Annotated in this window: 18 protein-coding genes; 17 read left to right on the top strand and 1 reads right to left on the bottom strand. The window is 50.3% G+C overall.

The window, feature by feature from the left end; translation table 11 throughout:
* The 3 genes from CIL02_RS15595 to CIL02_RS15605 form a co-directional block, all read left to right on the top strand.
* The coding region (locus CIL02_RS15595) for a sigma-70 domain-containing protein (protein WP_305775617.1) at positions 1-534 on the top strand (534 nt) is incomplete at its 5' end.
* 173 nt (positions 535-707) lie between these two features.
* On the top strand, positions 708-1,502 hold the full coding sequence (locus CIL02_RS15600) for a hypothetical protein (RefSeq protein WP_094403142.1): 795 nt from the start codon (positions 708-710) through the stop codon (positions 1,500-1,502).
* A 179-nt stretch (positions 1,503-1,681) separates the two neighbouring features.
* A complete protein-coding gene (locus CIL02_RS15605; RefSeq protein ID WP_094403143.1) occupies positions 1,682-3,430 on the top strand; it encodes a GNAT family N-acetyltransferase in 1,749 nt (582 codons plus the stop codon).
* Between the two features lie 60 nt (positions 3,431-3,490).
* On the opposite strand, the gene CIL02_RS15610 is transcribed toward CIL02_RS15605, so the two are convergent.
* Positions 3,491-5,827, bottom strand: a complete 2,337-nt coding sequence (locus CIL02_RS15610) for a TonB-dependent receptor (RefSeq protein ID WP_094403145.1) — start codon at positions 5,825-5,827, stop codon at positions 3,491-3,493.
* Positions 5,828-6,095: 268 nt separating this feature from the next.
* On the opposite strand from CIL02_RS15610, the gene CIL02_RS15615 reads away from it, so the two are divergent.
* From CIL02_RS15615 to CIL02_RS15680, 14 genes are all read left to right on the top strand, one after another.
* Positions 6,096-7,445: a TlpA disulfide reductase family protein gene (locus tag CIL02_RS15615; RefSeq protein ID WP_094403147.1), complete on the top strand. Its 1,350-nt coding sequence runs from the start codon at positions 6,096-6,098 to the stop codon at positions 7,443-7,445.
* Positions 7,446-7,745: 300 nt separating this feature from the next.
* Complete coding sequence (locus tag CIL02_RS15620; protein ID WP_094403149.1) at positions 7,746-8,750, top strand: SPOR domain-containing protein; 1,005 nt, start codon at positions 7,746-7,748, stop codon at positions 8,748-8,750.
* 115 nt (positions 8,751-8,865) lie between these two features.
* Positions 8,866-9,402, top strand: coding sequence for an FHA domain-containing protein (locus CIL02_RS15625; RefSeq protein ID WP_094403150.1), 537 nt, complete (start codon positions 8,866-8,868; stop codon positions 9,400-9,402).
* A 189-nt stretch (positions 9,403-9,591) separates the two neighbouring features.
* On the top strand, positions 9,592-10,455 hold the full coding sequence (gene purU / locus CIL02_RS15630; RefSeq protein ID WP_094403151.1) for a formyltetrahydrofolate deformylase: 864 nt from the start codon (positions 9,592-9,594) through the stop codon (positions 10,453-10,455).
* A gap of 28 nt (positions 10,456-10,483) precedes the next feature.
* Positions 10,484-11,086 carry an imidazole glycerol phosphate synthase subunit HisH gene (gene hisH, locus CIL02_RS15635; protein WP_094403153.1) on the top strand — a complete coding sequence of 201 codons (603 nt, stop codon included), beginning with the start codon at positions 10,484-10,486 and terminating at the stop codon, positions 11,084-11,086.
* Positions 11,086-11,811, top strand: a complete 726-nt coding sequence (gene hisA, locus CIL02_RS15640; RefSeq protein WP_094403154.1) for a 1-(5-phosphoribosyl)-5-[(5-phosphoribosylamino)methylideneamino]imidazole-4-carboxamide isomerase — start codon at positions 11,086-11,088, stop codon at positions 11,809-11,811. Before hisH ends, hisA begins: the two co-directional genes overlap by 1 nt.
* Entirely contained in the window at positions 11,799-12,560 is a 762-nt protein-coding gene (gene hisF / locus CIL02_RS15645; protein WP_094403156.1) for an imidazole glycerol phosphate synthase subunit HisF, read from the top strand. The genes hisA and hisF overlap by 13 nt, the downstream gene beginning before the upstream one ends.
* 44 nt (positions 12,561-12,604) lie before the next feature.
* Positions 12,605-13,249 carry a bifunctional phosphoribosyl-AMP cyclohydrolase/phosphoribosyl-ATP diphosphatase HisIE gene (gene hisIE, locus CIL02_RS15650; protein WP_094403157.1) on the top strand — a complete coding sequence of 215 codons (645 nt, stop codon included), beginning with the start codon at positions 12,605-12,607 and terminating at the stop codon, positions 13,247-13,249.
* 50 nt (positions 13,250-13,299) lie between these two features.
* A complete protein-coding gene (locus CIL02_RS15655) occupies positions 13,300-14,004 on the top strand; it encodes a cell division ATP-binding protein FtsE (RefSeq protein WP_094403159.1) in 705 nt (234 codons plus the stop codon).
* Between the two features lie 57 nt (positions 14,005-14,061).
* Positions 14,062-15,381 (top strand): aspartate kinase, encoded by a 1,320-nt coding sequence (locus CIL02_RS15660; protein ID WP_094403161.1) that lies wholly within the window; start codon positions 14,062-14,064, stop codon positions 15,379-15,381.
* Between the two features lie 43 nt (positions 15,382-15,424).
* Positions 15,425-16,582 (top strand): diaminopimelate decarboxylase, encoded by a 1,158-nt coding sequence (lysA, locus tag CIL02_RS15665; RefSeq protein WP_094403163.1) that lies wholly within the window; start codon positions 15,425-15,427, stop codon positions 16,580-16,582.
* Positions 16,579-17,733: a glycosyltransferase gene (locus CIL02_RS15670; RefSeq protein ID WP_094403164.1), complete on the top strand. Its 1,155-nt coding sequence runs from the start codon at positions 16,579-16,581 to the stop codon at positions 17,731-17,733. Before lysA ends, CIL02_RS15670 begins: the two co-directional genes overlap by 4 nt.
* Positions 17,734-17,744: 11 nt before the next feature.
* Positions 17,745-18,914, top strand: a complete 1,170-nt coding sequence (locus tag CIL02_RS15675) for a hypothetical protein (RefSeq protein ID WP_094403166.1) — start codon at positions 17,745-17,747, stop codon at positions 18,912-18,914.
* Entirely contained in the window at positions 18,901-20,892 is a 1,992-nt protein-coding gene (locus tag CIL02_RS15680; RefSeq protein ID WP_094403168.1) for a fructose-1,6-bisphosphatase, read from the top strand. Before CIL02_RS15675 ends, CIL02_RS15680 begins: the two co-directional genes overlap by 14 nt.
* Positions 20,893-21,090: the final 198 nt, after the last annotated feature.

The raw sequence follows: 21,090 nt of genomic DNA on the forward strand, positions 1-21,090 counted from the left end.
AAAAAAAAAAAACTTCAGGCCATCGCCGAGCAGAGCCGCATCGTCAGACTGCCACTCAATCAGGTAGGCTCACTCAACAAGATAAACCACGAGATTAGCCGGTTCGAGCAGGAACACCAGAGAAGACCGTCTATAGCAGAACTGGCAGAGGCAACAAATATCGACCAGGAGAAAATTGGGCAGAGCATGATGGCCGATGGCCACCATGTGAGCATAGACGCACCATTCCAGGATGGTGAGGAAAACTGTATGCTCGACGTCATGCCCAGTAGCGATGACAGCCGCACCGACCGCTCGGTAGACCATGAGAGCATGGCCCTGGAGCTGAACAACGTGCTTAAGGACGTACTGAAGGAGAGAGAGATTATCATCATACGCGAATGTTTCGGCATAGGTTGCCACGAGAAAGGACTGGAGGAAATTGGCGACCAGCTCGGACTTACACGCGAGCGAGTAAGACAAATAAGAGAGAAAAGCATAGCAAAGCTACGCGAGAGCGGCAACGTAAAGATACTGATGAAGTATTTAGGGTAAGAAGATAGTGAGAGGTTTAAGGGGTTCGAAGGGTTTGAGAGGTTTGAAGGGTTTTGAGCCTCTCAAACCTTTTTTTGTTGTCCATTCCATTTTTTAGCTATAAAAGTTTGCACTTTACAAATTATTACTTACTTTTGCAGGCAAAGAGAAAACATAAAAAAACAAAAGACTATATGAGAGATAAAAAAGCTTTGACTCTTAAGACTTTAAACAAAAGCAACGTTTGGGACATACAGGAAAACGACATCTTCAGACTTTGGGAGGCAGCCGAGAAAGAGGCCGACCTGAAGGATAATGTCCGTCATTATACGGACATCATCAAAAGCGCCTTCGAGATGGAGGAGGTAAAAGTGGACAAGCCTGAGGTTATCAAGAAATATGAGGCAAGAGATTTCAAGATAGGTACTCTGAAAATTGACGAATCGGCAAAGATAAAGTTCGCCATAAAGAAAAAGCCTATCCTCAGAGTCACCGACCTCACCTATGAGAACATCCGCCATATCTCTGCCGCCAAGCTCATGGAGGTGATAGAGCGCAACTTCGGTGGCGGATGGGACTCTTTGTCTCAGAGCATACAGGACATCATCCTGACAGGCTTCGACATCAGTACAACCACTCTACCACAGGACAGGCTTCACAAGCCAGGTGGTCTCTACGAGAAGAAGGTCAACGATGGTTTCGAGGTTCTGGAAATAGCCAAGGGCACATGGGTAGAGGCTATCTTTGCAAAAGAGAAACCAGAGACTGAGAAGCCAAGAATGAAATTCGGACAGGACGACCTTGACGACAAAGACTACGATGACGACGAGGACTTGCCGGAGAATGACTATGAGGACGAGGAGGAGGACGATGATGACGATAGCTTCGATGACGACAAGCTCACCGAGGAAAGCTACCGTACAACATTCGAAACCAATCCCGATGACCTCAACCTTGAGGCAGAGGACGTTGCTGACGACGATTATTAAAGTCCCCGTCATCCATTAGACTGTCAGGCGGCTAACGACTTGCTTGTATTTAAGCAACATAAAAATACGAGACTACAGGCTGGCAACCGCCAGGCTGCAACTACGGCTTCATCCCATGATGGAGCCGTAATTATAGAATTATATACCAACTCTCCATTCCTGACAACACATACAACAAGATGATAAGATTCAAAGACGTAACCATACATGACAAAGAAACCATCGAGAGTTTCACCATGTGGGGCAGTGGCCAGAACTGCGACCTCTCATTCGCAAACATCATCATCTGGCGTTTCCTGTACAATACCCAGTATGCCATCGTCGATGACTATCTGGTATTCCGCTTCTATGCCGGACATCATCTTGCATACATGATGCCGATAGCAAGGCCGAAGCCCAACGGCGAGGGAGTGCTGAGGGTTGAGCCTTGCGAGGAATGCGACATCAACGTCATAAAGGCTATCCGGGAAGACTCCATAGCCATGGGGCATCCTCTGCTCATCCTTGGTGTGAGCAACTATATGTGTGATATCATTGACAGCCACATGCCAGACATGTTCAATGCCAAGCCCGAAAGAGACTACGCAGACTACATATACACACGTGAGAAGCTTGTGAGGTTGTCAGGAAAGAAATTGCAGGGCAAGCGTAACCACATAAACAAGTTCAAGAGCCTATATCCACAATATGTATACCGGCCTCTGACACCCGACCTGATACCACACTGTGTGGAGTTGGAGAGGAAATGGCGCATGGCACAAGGCTCTCTCGATGGTGCCACCGAGGAGCTAAGGGCTATGACATGCGCTTTCGACAACTGGGACAACCTACAGCTCATGGGTGGAACAATATGGGTTGACGAGACCCTTGTGGCATTCACCTTTGGTGCCCCCATCAACCATTGTACCTTTGACGTGTGCGTGGAGAAGGCAGACACAAGCTATGAGGGAGCATACGCCATCATAAACCAGGAATTTGCCAGCCACCTGCCAGAGGACTATTTCTACATCAACCGCGAGGAGGACATGGGCGATGACGGCCTGCGCCAGGCAAAGCTCTCATACAAGCCCGACATTCTGCTGGTAAAAAACTCACTAACCGAGAAACGGCCACTTGCCGACTTCGAGGACACCACCCGCATAAAGGGAGAGACCCGACAACTGTGGGAAACGGTGTTCTGCGAGGACAGCAAGGAATTTGTTGACCTGTACTTCTCACGCGTCTACCACGACAATATCAACATCACCTGCCAAATCGGCGGACATGTGGCAGCAGCGCTACAGGCAATCCCCCACTCCATTCTCCTCAAAGGACAAGAGGCCAAAGCCGCATACATTAGCGGAGTATGCACAAGCCCTGAGCACAGACGGCAGAACATCGGCAACAGCCTCATGGCCCAGGCTCATTTCCATCTTTACACCTTGGGGACAACATTCGCCACACTCATACCGGCTGAGCCATGGCTGCACGACTGGTATGGCAAGTGTGGATACACAAAGGACATTAAATGCCTGCCTGCACCAAAGGATTTCGCTACTTCCTCGTTTGAGAACTACGACAGGTGGCAGCGTTCCCACGAGTGCATACTGCTCAACGATGCTGACCAATTCGACATTGCCTGTAAAGACTATGGCCTCGACCCTGACCACTACTTGTCACAACAGGAGCCTGTACAAGGCATGATAAGGATAATAAACGCAAGAAAGGCACTGGAGCTATATGCCTCGGCAAACACAGGCATGGAGATGACCGTACTCGTGACAGGTGACAGGCACATACCAGCCAACAACTGCTATTACACCATCGCACACGGCAACGTAACCACAAGTCACGAGCCACGTCCCGATGCCCAAGTCATGACCGTCCAGCAATTGTCCACCTTCATTATCGGATCACAACAGCCCGTCATGTGTCTGATGCTGAACTAAACCTCTCGAACCCCTCAAACCTCTCAAACCCCTCAAACCCCTCGAACCTCTCGAACCCTTTTATATTGAAACCTTAGCTCCAACAAAGAAAGTTCGGGGCTGTGTAGGTCCATAGAAATACCCTGAATCACGGTAAGTACCCCTGTCAAGGTCTTTCTGGAAGGCATCAAAGATATTCTGCACACCACCATTGAGCTGTACTTTCACATGGTCGTTGAGCACAAATGTATATGCCACCTTGGCTCCAAGCTCGAAGAACTGCGGCGTGTGCACCATCTCGTCCTTGTCTATATAGCTATAAGGATATTCCTCCGGTATGACATCTGAGGGCGCGAAGTGGGGAACATGCATCCTGCCGGTGTATATTCCCGAGAGCGATATGTCGAGCCTCTTTAGCGGTTGGGCTGTAAGCGTGACATAGCCATAGACATCAGGTGTTCGGGGCATGTTGCTGACAGCAGCCACTTCAGGGTTGTCGCTCCACTGCGTCGGTTGCTTGTATCTGCTACGCTGCATGGTCAGTCCGGCCTGTACGGAGAATGTCGAGCCATGAGCCGCCTTGGCATCGAAGTTGACGCCATACACCTCCGCACCACTTCCGTTGCGGCGTTCCTGTATGGAATTGCCCTGGCTGTCCGTACCAAGGTCGTGAAGATAGAACACATCGTCGAGTGATGTATAGAAAGCCTCGGCAAGAATATTGAATTGGAAATGGCCTGCCCGGAAAGTCCAGTCAGCAGAGCCGCTAAAGCTGTTGGAGCGTTCGGGGCTTAGCCCGTCGGCCAGCTTGATGAGTACGCCCTCACCGCCAACGGCAGTCACGTGCAAGTCCTCGTCGTAGGCCTGTGGAGCCCTGAAGCCCGTCGACCATGTTAGTCTCGTCTGGATGTACTGTGAGGGTTTCCACATGAAGTTGACACGCGGACTGAGAATAGGATTGTCTATTAGGTTATGGTCGTCCAGTCTCAGACCTGCCAGCACGGTACATTGTCCTATCTTCCATTCCGACTGTGCAAATGCGCTTGCTATTCTCACCTCCTGCTTCAGGTCACGCCCGTAGCCGACCATTATGTCGTGGAGCGTGTTGAGCTGATATTCCAGACCGGCGGTCAGCGTGGCTGGTGCTACAAGCAGCTTGCGCAGCTGTCCGGTATATGTGGCTCCGCCAACATACGTCAGGTCCTTGGTCTTGCCGTATGCGTCGGGGTTTTGCTGTGCTCCATAATAGCTGTTACGGTCTACATGCTGTACCGACGAGTATACCGATAGTTTATGGGCATACTCACGCCAGAACAGGTCGTAGTTCACTCCGCCACTGTTTATGATGTGCCTCGTCTGCTCCGTGATGTCCGTCAGGAAAGGCTCCTGGTCAAACTTGTTTCCTCCGCGCCTGAACTCGTTGGTTGTATGGTATTCTATTCCGAGACGGCTCATCGCTGTGGGACGATAGTAGCCACGCAGTCCGAAGGTATGCGCATTGAGCTTGCCAATCTCCGAAAAGCCGTCACCATCGTCGTCGTATGGCATACGGTTGCGGTATGACTGGTACAGGGCAAGCCCATACACATTATCCTTTGACACTATCGAGGCATTGGCTCCAACATATTCCTCCCATGCGTCGCTACCGATATTCGACAGTGTCGAGGACACCTGTAATGAGTTGTTTACAGGGTCCTTGGTAATGATATTTATGGTGCCGCCGACAGCGTTGGCACCGAACAGGGCCGAGCCTCCACCACGTACCACCTCCACACGGTCGATCATGCTCACGGGTATCTGCTCCAGCCCGTACACCCCCGACAATGCACTGACTACGGGACGGCTGTTTATGAGTATCTGCGAGTATGGGCCCTCAAGGCCATTTATGCGCACCTGCGGGAAACCGCAGTTCTGGCAGTTGTTCTCCACTCTGAGTCCCGACTGGTAGCTCAGCGACTTTGCCAGGTCTGTAGAGTTCACCGTCTCGAAAAGCTTGTTGCCGATGACGTTCACCACCACGGGCGCGTCACAACGGCTTACCTCATTACGGTTAGCAGACACTACGACTTCACCTGTTCTGAATGCCGAAGCCTCCATGGCGAAATGCAGGTCGGTGGTGAAATTATTGCTCACAGTCACCACCTTCTCCTGTGTCTCATAGCCAAGCAGCTGCACACGCAGCGTATATGAGCCAGCTGGCAGCTTGTCGAAAGCAAACAATCCGTCGTTGTCAGAGACTGCTCCCTGCTTGGTCTCAACTATCAAGATGGTGGCATGGGGAAGGTTTTCCTCCGTTGTCTTGTCAATTACATGTCCAGTTACCCTATTTCCATGCTTTACGGGTTCTGTCGATTCGGCAATCACTGTCGCATTGGCACTCACGAGCATGGCCATGAGATAAGTCATCAGTCTTTTCATTTTTCTTTTGCTATTTCTGTTAGCCTTGAAGGCGGTGCAAAGATACTGAAAAACATCTGTCCGAACATCCTTGACAACATACCCAAAAATAGGTATTTTGGCTCATGCGTCTTCAATGTCTTAAATTATTTTCATCATTACACACCTTGTTTCACAAAAAAAGCTAAGAAAATGACATTAATGTGTGATGCAAGGAAAAAAAACACTATCTTCGCAGAATGTAATAATATTGTATTGATAATAGAACAAACAAACGGACTACAAGGAAATGACTAAACGGAAACGACTGTTTACAACATTGCTGATGGCAACAACAATATTGGCTGCCATGGCTCAACAGAAGAAGATAACGCTGAAGACAGACTCCCCACAGGACAATGGAGAGGTTATGATGTACATCCAGCCTCTTAACGCTGGGGCGCAGGACGATGCCCAGAAGATGGTGCAGACGGGTACGGCGTTCAGCGCAGACACCGAGACATCCTCATACGGGCTGTACCGGGTGATATGCATAAGAAACCAGACTCAGACCTTCCTGCCGATATATATACCCAAGGGGGAGAATGACAACAGCATAAAACTGGAGATTACCGCCAAGGGCCCCATCGCCGTAGAAGGCAACGACAACAAGGCACTGTCTGCATACGCTACTAAGGTCTTCGATGCCGACCAGACGCTATGGACGGCCCAGAACGTTGGATGGCAGGGCTATGCCGACATGCTCGGAGGCTATATGACGGCTGCCGACTCCATACTTTCCCTCTACGCATGCAGCAGCACCGTGAGCCAGTATATCAGGCTGTGGGCCTGTACCTCGGCGTACAACGCTTTCAGCTCGCTGCCGAACATCACCAAGACAAAAGCGTTCGACATTCCGCTGAGGCTCGAAGACATTATTGGCGAACCGAGCAAGACCCTCGACACCCCATTGGCATCGCTATTCCCAACCACCAGCCAGCTCATAAGCTCTACCATGCCACGTCAGGCAACGCTAACTCAGAAGATGGAAACGCTGTTTGACAACTATAAATGTGAGGAAATCAGAAACACCGTTGCCAACAACATGCTCCAGAATTTCATCACCAAATTCAACTACCAGCGTGACTACGAGTCTGGACTGGCTGAGCTGACGGCCCTTACTGAGCAATACTCCCTGGACGGCAAGTACCTCAAGACTTTCGTCAGCAACCGCGCCACCATAGCAGGCACGCCATTCCCCGAGGGACTGACCTTCGTGGACAAGGACGGCAAGCAGCACAGCATAAGCGAGCTGAAAGGCAAATACGTATACATAGACCTTTGGGCATCATGGTGCGTACCGTGCTGCAAGGAGGTTCCTCACCTGCAGAAACTTGAGGCTGAGCTGGCCAACGAGAACGTAGCATTCCTGTCCATATCCATCGACAAGACCGCTGAGCCATGGCTGAAGAAGATGAACGAACTGCAAATGCACGGCAACCAATGGCTTGACACTGGTAGCAAGCTGGCAAACGCCCTCAACGTCAGAGGCATACCATTCTTCGTCATCTACGACAAGGAGGGCAAGCTCTATAAGTACAACGCTCCAAGACCAAGCAGCGGCGAACAGCTCAAGAGCCTACTTGATAGCCTGAAATGATACGAATACTCACCATAATATCATTATCATCGCTGATGACTGTACCCTACGCCGCAGCCGTCGGCGATGATACGTAAGGTGACAAACAACTTACAGAATTTAAACGATGACATTTTTCAGGAAAGACACGTTCAATGCCTTATGAAAGCGCCTCCGTTGGCCAACGAAGAGATCTTCTATTTTTATAGTATTATATATATATGTTTGCGCACGCACGAGAGGACAAATATGGCACAAGGACGTGAAAATATATTTGGCAAATAATTTGTTTATCTTGCAAAAAAATCCTATCTTTGCAACATGATTGAGCTCGAGAGACACATAGAAATACTGCTCCTTGACAATGATTGCGTCATAGTCCCTGATTTTGGCGGCTTTATGGCACATCATGTTGACGCGCGCTTTGACGAGAGGGACTATACGTTCATCCCGCCATTGCGTACGCTTGGGTTTAATCCAAAGCTTACAATGAACGACTCCCTGCTCGCACAGTCGTATGTCGAGGCATACGACATCAGCTATCCGGAGGCCGTGAAGCGCATCAGCGACGAGGTTAGGGAGGTAAGGGAAAGAATAAGCCATGATGGCTCGTACGAGCTCCACAACATAGGTGTCATCTCCATCAACGATGACGGGAACTACGAGTTTGAGCCTTGCGAGGCAGGAATACTCACACCCGGGCTGTACGGTCTCGGCAGCTTTGTCTTCAAGCCCATATCTGCCACTGCGGAACAGGAGGAGACAGCACAGGATGCGGCCGCCAGCATGGCAGACGACACGGAGGACAAGACCATAAGCATCAGGTTGAGCCTTCTCCGCAACCTTGCTGCTGCCTGCATCGCCATCATCGCTTTCCTGCTGCTGCCCAAGCCTCTTGACAACCATACGGCTCAAACGGCTGGCACCACCATTGACACTGGCATGCTTGACAGGATTATGCCAAAGGATGTTACCACCGGTACGGATGTAGTCAAGAACATTGATGTGCGCAAGGTCATCAAGGAAGCCAAAGCAACAAAAGAAACTACTGAAGAGGCCAGCCAGCCGACTGCAGAGGTAATAAAGACAGAAGAGACAAGCTATGTCATAGTACTGGCATCGAAAGTAGGCAAGAAAAATGCTGAGGCATACGCACAGACTCTCCGCAACAAAGGCTACGAGGAGGCACGGGCCGTGACAAGGACAAACGGCTCGAAAGTAGTATACGGAAACTACAGCAGTCAGGAAGAGGCCCAGCAAGCTCTTAGGGATTTGAGAAGCAAGAGTGAGTTTGCCGACGGATGGGTAATGAAGGTAACTCAATAATGGTTTAACGGTTTAATGGTTTAATGGTATAACGGTTTAATGGTTTAACCTAATAACCTAATAACCCTTTACCCCAATAACCTAATAACCCCTTAAAATAACCCCTTATCACAGGATGAAAAGAGTAAGATGTCCGAAGTGCGATAACTTCATAACGTTCGATGAGACCAAATACGAGTCTGGCCAGTCACTGGTGTTCAAATGCCCGGAGTGTGGAAAGGAATTCGGCATAAAAATTGGCGTGACAAAACTAAGGAACAGGCAGAAAGAGGAAAACCCTGACGAGATGGCCAACGAGAAAGGCTGCGGCTCAATAGTTGTCATAGAGAATGTCTTCCACTACAAGCAGGTAATACCACTCCAGATGGGCGACAACGTCATTGGACGCTACATGAAAGGCTCCGGCATCAACTGTCCCATAGAAACCAACGACCCGAGCATTGACATGAACCATTGTGTCATAAACATCAGCCGTGACAAGAAGGGCAACTTGAAATACATCCTACGCGACGGCCCGAGCTATACCGGCACGTTTGTAGACAACGAAATCCTTGGTGATAAGGAACGGAGGGTTATTGGCAACGGCACCCTTTTCACCATTGGTGCAACATCAGTAATACTGCGCACTACCGACGAGGATGAGGCAGAGTAAAAGGCTGACAGGAAACAGCACCCTGCACCAATGCCCAGTGTCTGTATAATGTCAATTTGTGGCATCTAAGGCAAGAAAACATTTCATTTTATAAATAATACTGCTACATGCCGTAATTTTTCGTAATACAATTTCCTGTTTTCAATTAATCTTTGTATCTTTGCAACGTTTATTAACAACGTTGCGAACATGAAATCAACAGCAATACTGCTTCTTCACTGTCCCGATGAGCATGGAATAATCTCGGAGGTGACCAAGTTTATAACAGACAACAAGGGTAACATCGTATACCTCGACCAATATGTCGACCGTGAAGACGGCATGTTCTTTATGAGACTGGAATGGGAACTGGAGGATTTCATCATTCCACGGGAAAAGATAAGAGAATATATCGACACGCTATACTCGCAAAGGTACAGCATGACCTTCAACCTTTACTTTAATGACGAGCGTCCACGCATGGCCATCTTCGTAAGCAAGATGAGCCATTGCCTGTACGACCTGCTGGCACGTTACAAGGCCGGTGAGTGGAACGTGGACATACCATGCATTGTCAGCAACCACGAGGACCTTCGCTACGTTGCCGAGCAGTTTGGCATCCCATACTACGTATGGTCAATAAACAAGGACCACTCCAACAAGGACGAGGTGGAGAAGGCCGAGATGGAGCTGCTACAGAAGGAGAAAGTTACCTTCATAGTACTGGCAAGGTATATGCAGATTATCACCGACAACATGATAAACGCCTATCCGCACCATATCATCAACATACACCACTCGTTCCTCCCGGCCTTCATAGGCGCCAAGCCGTACCATCAGGCATGGGAACGCGGAGTGAAGATTATCGGTGCTACAAGCCACTATGTCACGGCCGACCTCGACGCAGGACCAATCATTGAGCAGGACGTTACGCGCATTACTCACAAGGACACGCCCGAAAGCCTCGTCCTCAAGGGCAAGGACTTGGAGAAAATTGTTCTGTCAAGGGCTGTCACGAAGCACATTGAGCGGAAAATCCTCACTTACAACAACAAGACCATCATATTCAGCTGACAACAACAGCAGGAAGGACTGACGAAACGTGAAAGTATCTATTGTAAAATACAATGCCGGAAACATCTACTCCGTTGTCAATGCCTTGAGAAGACTTGGAGTAGAACCGCTGATAACGGACGACGCAGAGACATTGGCATCGTCAGACAGGGTGCTGTTCCCCGGACAGGGCGAGGCCCGCACCACCATGTCGTATATCAGGGAACATCGCCTTGACGACATCATACGCAACCTCAGACAGCCCGTTCTGGGAATATGTATAGGACAGCAACTGATGTGCAGCCATAGCGAGGAGGGAGATACAGACTGCATAGGCCTGTTCCCAATGACTGTGAGGAGGTTTCAGCCTACATGCCACGAGGACAAGGTTCCTGCTATGGGATGGAACAGGATTTCGATAGGCGACACTCCCGACAGGCTATTCGCAGGAATTGGCAACGAACCGTATGTCTACTTCATACACAGCTACTATGTGCCTGAATGTCAATGGACCATAGCCTCAGCAGACTACATACACCCGTTCTCTGCCGCCTTAAGGAAAGACAACTTCTACGCTACACAGTTCCATCCGGAGAAGAGCGGCAAGGTGGGTGAGAGGATATTGAGAAACTTTCTTGAGATAGAACCATAATGAGAAATAAAATAGAGCTTATACCGGCCATAGACATCATAGACGGCAAGTGCGTGAGGCTTACCAAGGGTGACTACGGGCAGAAGACAATATATGACAACAGCCCCGCTGACGTGGCTCGCCGCTTTGAGGACCTGGGCTTCGACAGGCTGCATGTCGTAGACCTTGACGGAGCAAAGTCAAGGCATATCGTCAACGATGCGGCCCTACGCTCCATAACCTCGTCGACAAATCTGAAGGTAGATTTTGGAGGAGGCATCAAGACAAGCGATGACATAGCCAAGGCGTTTGATGCCGGAGCGGCAATGGTAACCGTAGGCAGCGTGGCCGTGACATGCCCGGAACTGTTCATGGGATGGCTCGACACCTATGGAGCAGACAGGCTCATACTGGGTGCAGACGTGCGCAACGGAATGATTTCCATAAATGGATGGAAGGAAGACTCTGCCGAGGAGCTGCTGCCATTCCTGAAGCAATATGTCGACAAGGGGGTAAGGAACGTGCTCTGTACGGACATATCGAAAGACGGCACCCTGCAAGGTCCTGCAATCGGTCTCTACAGACAGATAATGGACGCCTACCCCACCCTGCACCTGATAGCCAGCGGGGGCGTTGGCAGCAACGAGGACATAAAGGCCCTGGCCGACAGCGGCATTCCTGCCGTGGTATTCGGCAAGGCATACTACGAGGGCAAGATAAACATCGACACACTATGGGAACATTAGCAAAACGCATCATACCATGCCTGGATGTCAGGAACGGCGAGACCGTGAAAGGCACCAACTTCGTAAACCTGCGCAGCGCTGGCGACCCTGTGGAGCTGGGCAAGGTATACAGCGAGGCCGGAGCCGACGAGCTGGTATTCCTCGACATAACAGCAAGCTTCGAGGAACGCAAAACCTTCACGGACATGGTGACACGCGTGGCCAAGGAGATAAACATCCCCTTCACCGTTGGTGGCGGCATCAACCAGCTGTCGGACGTAGACAGGCTGCTCAACGCTGGAGCTGACAAGGTGAGCATCAACTCCGCTGCCATCAGAACACCTCAGCTCATCGATGACATAGCGGGCACATTCGGCTCGCAGGTCTGCGTATGCGCCATTGACGCACGGATGGACAGCGACGGATGGCATTGTTATGTAAAGGGAGGCAGAGAACGTGTGGAACTGGGACTTTTCGACTGGGCACACGAGGTACAGGAGCGTGGCGCAGGAGAAATACTCTTTACCAGCATGGACCACGACGGTGTGAAGCAGGGTTTTGCCAACGAGGCTCTGGCAAAGCTGGCCGACCAGCTCAGCATTCCAGTCATAGCAAGTGGCGGAGCGGGAACGAAGGAGCATTTCCTCGACGCATTCCGCAAAGGAAAGGCTGACGCCGCTCTTGCAGCAAGCGTCTTCCACTTCGGCGAGATTAGCATACAGGAGCTAAAGGCCTATCTGAATGACAATGGGGTGAACGTCAGAATGTAGTAAAAGACAGATAAAGGACATATTCGAAATATAGATATACGATAATGGAGATTGACTTCGACAAACTGGGAGGCCTCGTGCCGGCAATTGTTCAGGACGCAAGAACAAAGAATGTTCTTATGCTGGGCTTCATGAACCGTGAGGCTTACGACAAGACTGTCGCTACGGGAAAGGTGACTTTCTGGAGCCGCTCCCGCAACTGCCTTTGGACAAAGGGCGAGACATCAGGAAATTATCTGAACCTCGTAGAGGTGAGGAACGACTGCGACAAGGACACGCTGCTCGTGAAAGCCATCCCTGACGGACCGACTTGCCACACGGGAACAGACACCTGCTGGGGCGAGGACAATAGCGCAAACCCACTGCTGTTCCTCACGGAACTGCAGGACTTCATAGAGAAACGGCATGAGGAGATGCCTGAGGGCAGCTACACTACGAGCCTATTCCGGAAAGGAATTAACAGAATAGCACAAAAGGTTGGCGAGGAGGCTCTTGAGACTGTCATCGAAGCTACTAACGGCAGCAATGACAAGATGGTCTACGAGGCTTCCGACCTGCTGTACCACCTCATTGTGATGCTCACCGAGAAGGGACTGCGCATAGAGGATGTGGCAGGAGAACTGCAGAAAAGACACGACCCGGAATGGGACAAGAAACGGAGAATGGAGAAGAGCAAGGAAGCCAAATAATAAAAATCTGAGAACAAGGCAAATAACACAATAATAACAGAATAAAAGAAATGCTGATTGAGTACAAGAACGTAAACATATACCAGCAGGACACGATGGTTCTCAGCAACGTCGACTTTCACGTTGACGAAGGCGAGTTCATATATATCATCGGCAAAGTAGGCTCGGGCAAAAGCTCGCTGCTCAAGACCACCTACTGCGAGTTGGACCTGTATCAGGACGAGGCCGACAAGGCTGAGATACTTGGACGCAACCTGCTGAAGCTCAGACGCAAGGACATACCGTCGCTTAGGAAGGAAATGGGCATCATATTCCAGGACTTCCAGCTGCTGCATGACCGTACGGTGTACCAGAACCTGCTGTTCGTGCTGAAAGCTACCGGATGGAAAGACAAGGAGAAAATCAAGACGCGCATATCCGAAGTGCTTGCCGATGTCGGCATGCAGGACAAGGCTGACTCCATGCCCCATGAGCTGTCCGGAGGTGAGCAGCAGCGCATATCAATAGCGCGCGCATTGCTCAACCAACCAAAGGTAATCATTGCCGACGAGCCTACCGGCAACCTCGACCCAGAGACAGCCAGCTCGATACTGCAACTGCTGAAGGACATCACGGCGACGGGCACGGCCATTGTGATGACCACGCACAACATTCCACTCATCGACAAATATCCCGGCATCGTATATAAATGTCAGGACGGAAAGATTACAGACATCACAAAGGACTATAGCCACATGTGCCTCGAAGAGGAATAGGCATCACGGGGCTGTAGGCAAGACTATAAAGGAACAAATAAAATAATAATAACGATTATGAAGGTAATGAAATTTGGAGGCACCTCGGTGGGTACTCCTGAGAGAATGAAAAACGTTTCACAGCTCATCACCGAATCGGGTGAGCAGACTTTCGTTGTGCTCTCCGCCATGAGCGGTACTACCAACTCCCTCGTTGAAATCAGCGACTATCTGTACAAGAAGAACCCGGAGGGCGCTAACGAGGTTATCAACAACCTGGAGAAGAAATACATGCAGCATGTAGAGGAACTGTTCTCTACCGACGAATACAAGCAGAAGACATGCGAGTTCCTGCAGTCGGAGTTCAAGTTCCTGCGCTCGTTCACCAAGGATCTCTTCACAAGCTTCGAGGAAAAGAGCATCGTGGCACAAGGCGAGATTATCAGCACCAACATGGTTGTGAACTATCTTCAGGAATGTGGCGTGAAGGCCATTCTGCTCAATGCCCTCGACTTCATGCGCACAGACAAGAACGCAGAGCCAGACCCCCAATATATCAAGGAGAAGCTGCAGGCCATAATGAACGACAACGAGGGCTACCAGATATACATCACCCAGGGTTTCATCTGCCGCAACGCCTACGGAGAGATTGACAACCTGCAGCGTGGCGGCTCCGACTATACCGCCTCTCTCATTGGTGCCGCCCTGCCCGCAGAGGAGATACAGATATGGACCGACATTGACGGCATGCACAACAACGACCCACGCATTGTCGACAAGACTGAGGCCGTTAGGCAGCTCAACTTCGAGGAGGCCGCCGAGCTGGCATATTTCGGTGCGAAGATACTTCATCCGACATGTGTTCAGCCTGCCAAGTACGCTGGCATTCCCGTAAGACTAAAGAACACCATGGACCCACAGGCCGAGGGAACAATCATTGACAACGTCATTGTAAGAGGCAAGATAAAGGCTGTCGCTGCCAAGGACAACATCACGGCAATAAAGATAAAGTCGTCGCGCATGCTTCTCGCAACAGGTTTTCTCAGAAAGGTATTCGAGATTTTCGAGAGCTACCAGACGCCTATCGACATGATTGCCACATCAGAGGTGGGTGTAAGCATGAGCATCGACAAGGACGACCACCTGAACGATATCGTCAACGAGCTGAAGAAATATGGCACCGTGACGGTAGACACGAACATGTGCATCGTATGCGTTGTCGGCGACCTTGACTGGAGCAACCTCGGGTTCGAGACTCTCGCCACAGACGCAATGAAGAACATCCCCGTGAGGATGATAAGCTACGGAGGAAGCAACTACAACATATCATTCCTCATAAAGGAAAGCGACAAGAAGCGCGCTCTCCAGAACCTTAGCGACGTACTGTTCAACAAATAAGCAACTTATCAGAAACAACACATACACTTACAGATTAGCATATATGAAAGGTAATTTCCCCATAGAACGGTTCAGTGGCATAGAGACGCCATTCTACTACTACGACAGCGAGTTGCTGCGCAAGACGCTCAATACCATCAACGACGAGGCCGGCAAGCATGAGAACTTCTGCGTGCATTATGCCGTTAAGGCCAATGCCAACCCGAGAGTTCTGAACATCATCTGCCAGGCCGGCCTTGGTGCCGACTGCGTAAGCGGTGGAGAGATTGAGGCATGCATAAAAGCAGGGTTCGCACCATCGAAGATAGTATATGCCGGAGTAGGCAAGAGCGACTGGGAGATAAATCTCGGACTCGACCACGACATCTTCTGCTTCAATGTAGAGAGCATAGCAGAGCTGGAGGTTATCAACGAGCTCGCACAGGCCAAGGGTAAGGTGGCAAGGGTGGCCTTCCGCATCAACCCTAACGTGGGCGCGCATACACACGCCAACATTACCACAGGACTGGCAGAGAACAAGTTCGGCATTGCCATGGACCAGATGGAGGAGGCTATTGCAGAGGCTGAGAGGATGGAAAACGTAAGCTTCGTTGGATTGCACTTCCATATTGGCAGTCAGATACTTGACATGGGTGACTTCGAGGCTTTATGCAACAGGATTAATGAGCTGCAGGACCAGCTGGAACGTCACCATATCAAGGTTGAGAACATCAATGTGGGAGGCGGACTGGGCATCAGCTACGACCATCCAAACCGTGAGCCGATACCCGACTTCAAGTCGTACTTCAGCACATACGCGACAAAACTGAAGTTGCGTCCCGGACAGAAGCTGCACTTCGAGCTGGGCAGGGCTGTAGTGGCACAGATGGGAAGCCTCATCACACGCACCCTCTATGTAAAGCAGGGAACGGCCAAGCAGTTTGCCATCGTTGACGCCGGCATGACCGACCTCATACGTCCGGCACTCTACCAGGCTTACCACAAGATTGAGAACATAAGCAGCGACCTGCCCTGCGAGACATACGATGTAGTAGGTCCAATCTGCGAGTCGAGTGATGTCTTTGCCAAAGCTATAGACATCAACAAGACACGGCGCGGTGACCTCATAGCTCTTCGCTCTGCGGGCGCTTACGGCGAGATTATGGCCAGTCAGTACAACTGCCGTAAACTCCCCAAAGGTTATATCACAGAAGATTTATGACAATAGATCAGACAACTATCATTACAAGCGGCATACTGCTGCTGTTGGCCATCGTAACACCATTCCTTAACCCCTTCTTCCGAAAGATCAGGAAGGAGGAGCAGGAAGACAACTGCGATGACGGTCAGCAGCAGCAGTTGCCGCCTATAACGGTTTTAATCACCGCTCACGACAACGCTCCAGAGCTGAAGCGCAACCTTCCGCTCATACTGGAGCAGGACTATCCTGCCGGCTACCAGGTTATAGTAGTGGCAGAGAGAGGGGACAGCGAGAGCGAGGATGTACTCAAGAGGCTCTCGGCAAACAGCCACCTCTACTACACGCTCATACCGGAGTCGTCAAGATACATGAGCCGCAAGAAGCTCTCCGTGACTCTGGGAGTGAAAGCGGCGGCCAACGAGTGGATACTGATGACGGAGCCCACGTGCGCTCCACAGTCTGATAAGTGGCTTGCCACAATGGCCCGCCATTGCTATCAGGGCAATGACTTGGTGATGGGCTACAGCAACTACGTGCCCTCTGCCCCACTCTACTACCGTTTTGAGAGACTTCATGCAGAATGTTACTCCCTGCGCGAGGCACAGAAAGGCATCGCATACGGGCATCCAGGCTCCAACCTGCTGTTCCGCAAGAGCATCTTCCTGAACGAGGAGGGCTTCAGGGGCAATCTCAACCTTGTCAGGGGTGAGTACGACTTCATTGTCAACAAGTTCGCGAAAAAAGGAAACACAGCTACGGAAATAGCTCCCGAGGCATGGGTGAGGGAGGACGCTCCCACCCGCAAGGCTTGGAAATACCGGCACTTATACTACCTCGAGACACGTAAATACCTTTCACGCGGCTTTGCCCATCGCTTCCTGTTCAACCTTGACCAGACGATGCTGCACCTCAGCTTTCTGGCCTCGGCAGCAGGATTGATATTGTCGGCAATACAGCAACAATGGGTGATTACGTCGGCTGCTGCGGCATCTATATTAATAATGTGGATAGTGCGTGGCATAATGATGGTACGGGCAGCACGAATGCTCGGCGAGCACATACCGGGAATATTGGCCTTGCCATTGCAGCTTGCTGTCGTATGGCACAACATCGGTTACAGAATAAAATACCTTCTGGCAGACAAGCTCGATTTCACTACTCACAAGCTATAGGTTACGACATCATGAGAATACTACTGTTCATACCCAAGGACACATACGACATTGCCACCAACAAAGAGCTGGTGACAATGCTGGCATCGTATCTGAACAAATGGGGTGATACGGTTGTTGCTCATCACTACAAACCCGGACTACTTGACGGCGTCACTCTCGTACATGTCTTCGGATGCTGGAGGACAGAGGCTTCGAGAATAATATCCAAGGCAACACAGCTGGACATCCCAACGGTGTTCTCTCCGCTTGGCGGACTGGAGCCGTGGATAATGCAGGGACAACGCCTGCGCCGCCAGCTGCTCACGTCCACATACCAGCGCAAGATGACACGCAAAGCCTCTGCCGTGCACCTATGTGGCAGATACGAGCATAGCACCTTCACAAAGCTCAAGTGGAACTGCAGGACTGCCATCATAAAGAATCCTACGCTGACAAGCCAGCTGTCGCCCGAGGAGATGGGGGCAAGCGTTATGGAGCTATACCAAAAAGTGTTAGACTCGAATGTCAACATGCTCATAAGTCCCAAGGCGGTAAAAGCTCTACGCAGCATACTGTACGCCTCCGTTTGCCGTGACATTGCAGGCAAGCCGCGGATGTATTCAGAGGCAAAGGCCGATATTGAGGCCATCGATGACACGGACTGGCGAAACATCTGCCTGTATGCTGCCGACGAACATGTAGCCGACTTTGTCAGGAATGGTGCAGAGGTGATGGGGATTACCAGGACATTCGTAACACTAACCCCCTCCATGAGGTTCGGGCACGACTACGGCTATAATGACGGAGATATTCCCTGCGATGACGTCATCAGCAACAACATCATGCTGAGAAGCAAAATGGAGGACATCGCCTCAGACGACGAGCAGAGGGAACGTGTGATATGCACCATGGTACTGAACATAAAATATGAGCTGACACACGGAACATTGCCATTACGCCACGCCATGAACTTATTGGAGTCTCTCATGCAAGGGAATTTTGATGAAGACCGACTACGGTCCATGCTCGCGGCAACGGGAGCACTGGCGTTTATGAGACACCTTGAGGGAGCCATGAGCACTATCGCAGGCCTTGGCGAGGGCTTCATGCCCGTAACTCCGAGGTACGGAAAACAGGCTGACAAGATAGCTACGAGAATAATGAAACTTAAAAACATACAGAAAAATGACTACTCCTAAAGACATTGAAAAAGACTTGAGATACCTGCAACTGCTCGCCCACTCGTTCCCGACAATTGCAGACGCCAGCACGGAGATTATCAACCTCCAGGCAATACTCAACCTCCCCAAGGGCACGGAACACTTCCTTGCCGACATACATGGAGAATACGAGGCTTTCCAGCATGTCATAAAGAACGCGTCTGGAAACATCAAGCGAAAGGTCAACGACCTCTTCGGCACAACACTGCGCGAGAGCGAGAAACGGGAGCTATGTACTCTGATATACTATCCAGAACAGAAACTGGAGCTGGTAAGGGCGAACGAGGAGGACCTTGACGACTGGTATCACATAACCCTTCACAAACTTGTGGCCGTATGCAGGGACATATCAAGCAAGTACACACGCTCGAAGGTAAGAAGTACCCTTCCTCCTGACTTCGCATACATCATCGAGGAACTACTCCACGAGCGTACCGACGACCTTAACAAGGCTGCCTACGTAAACGTCATCATCGACACCATTATATCTACTGGCAGAGCCAACGACTTCATCATAGCCATGGCTGAGGTGATACAGCACCTTGCCATAGACCAGCTGCACCTACTCGGCGACATCTTCGACCGCGGTCCCGGCGCACACCGCATCATGGACCTTATGGAGCAGTACAGGCACTGGGATATAACATGGGGCAATCATGACATTCTCTGGATGGGTGCAGCCGCCGGCAATGACGCCTGCATCTGCAACGTCATACGCCTGTCACTAAGATACTCCAACCTCGTGACGCTGGAAGAGGGGTATGGCATAAACCTCATACCACTGGCCACATTCGCAATGGAGATGTACAAAGACGATCCGTGCAAGGAATTCCAGCCAAACCTTAACGGAGGAGCAGAGAGTACCAATGCGAAGACGCAGCGGCTAACAGCTCAGATGCATAAGGCCATAGCCGTAATGCAGTTCAAGATAGAGGCTCAGATGTATCACAAGCATCCCGAATGGCGAATGGAGGACCGTGACCTTCTCAGCAACATCAACTACGAGAAAGGAACCATCACTATCGGCGGAAAGGAGTATGATCTGAAGAGCAATAACTTCCCCACTATAGACCCTGCCAACCCGACAAGGCTTACCGAGGAGGAGGAGGCACTGATGAAGCACCTGCACCATTTCTTCATGGTCAGCGAGAAGCTGCACCGGCATCTGCGTGCCCTGCTTGGACACGGATGCATGTACGGCATCTGCAACAACAACCTGCTATATCACGCCTCTGTACCTCTCAACGATGACGGAACTCTCAAGAGTGTCGAGATACGGCCTGGCCACTCATGCTCAGGACTGGAACTGATGACAGACATAGGTATGCAGATTAGGGCAGCATTCCAAAACGACACTCCGGATGATGAGAGACAATACGCCATCGACTATTTCCTCTATCTGTGGTGCGGTCCTGACAGCCCCCTTTTCGACAAGTCAAAGATGGCTACGTTCGAACGCTACTTCATTGCAGACAAGGAGACCCACCATGAGGCTAAGGGCAACTATTTCCTACTGCGTGACAACGAGACTATATGCGACAATATACTAGATGCCTTCGGCGTGAATGGCAATAACAGGCATATTATCAATGGACATGTGCCCGTACATGTGGCAAGCGGCGAAAATCCAATAAAGGCTAATGGAAAACTGATGGTTATCGATGGCGGCTTCTCACAGGCGTACCACAAGGAAACAGGTATAGCAGGATATACGCTAGTATATCACAGCCGAGGTTTCCAGCTTGTACAACACGAGCCGTTCACAAGCACTGAGAAAGCTATTATGCAGGGTACCGACATCAAGAGTACTACACAGATAGTTGAGATGTCAAGCCATCGTATGCTCGTCGCTGATACAGACAAGGGTGTTGAGCTAAACAAGCAAATAGCAGACCTTAAAAAACTTCTCTACGCCTACAGGCATGGCTTCATAAAGGAAAGTGAAAGAAAAAAATAAGAAACCATACACATCTATCCAAACAGAGTGCATTTTCAGCCAAAAGGTATTTTCCTTAGTCTGAAATGCATTCTGCATGGTTAAAAGGATAGTATACTGACTCTTAACGACAATATTTAGGACTAATTATTAATATAAAAAAGAACCTTTTTTATTTATTTTTGTTATATTTGCAAGGAAATATGCAATAGTCTATGG

It is taken from the genome of Prevotella sp. P3-122, from assembly GCF_002251365.1.
In the GTDB taxonomy this organism is placed as follows: domain Bacteria; phylum Bacteroidota; class Bacteroidia; order Bacteroidales; family Bacteroidaceae; genus Prevotella.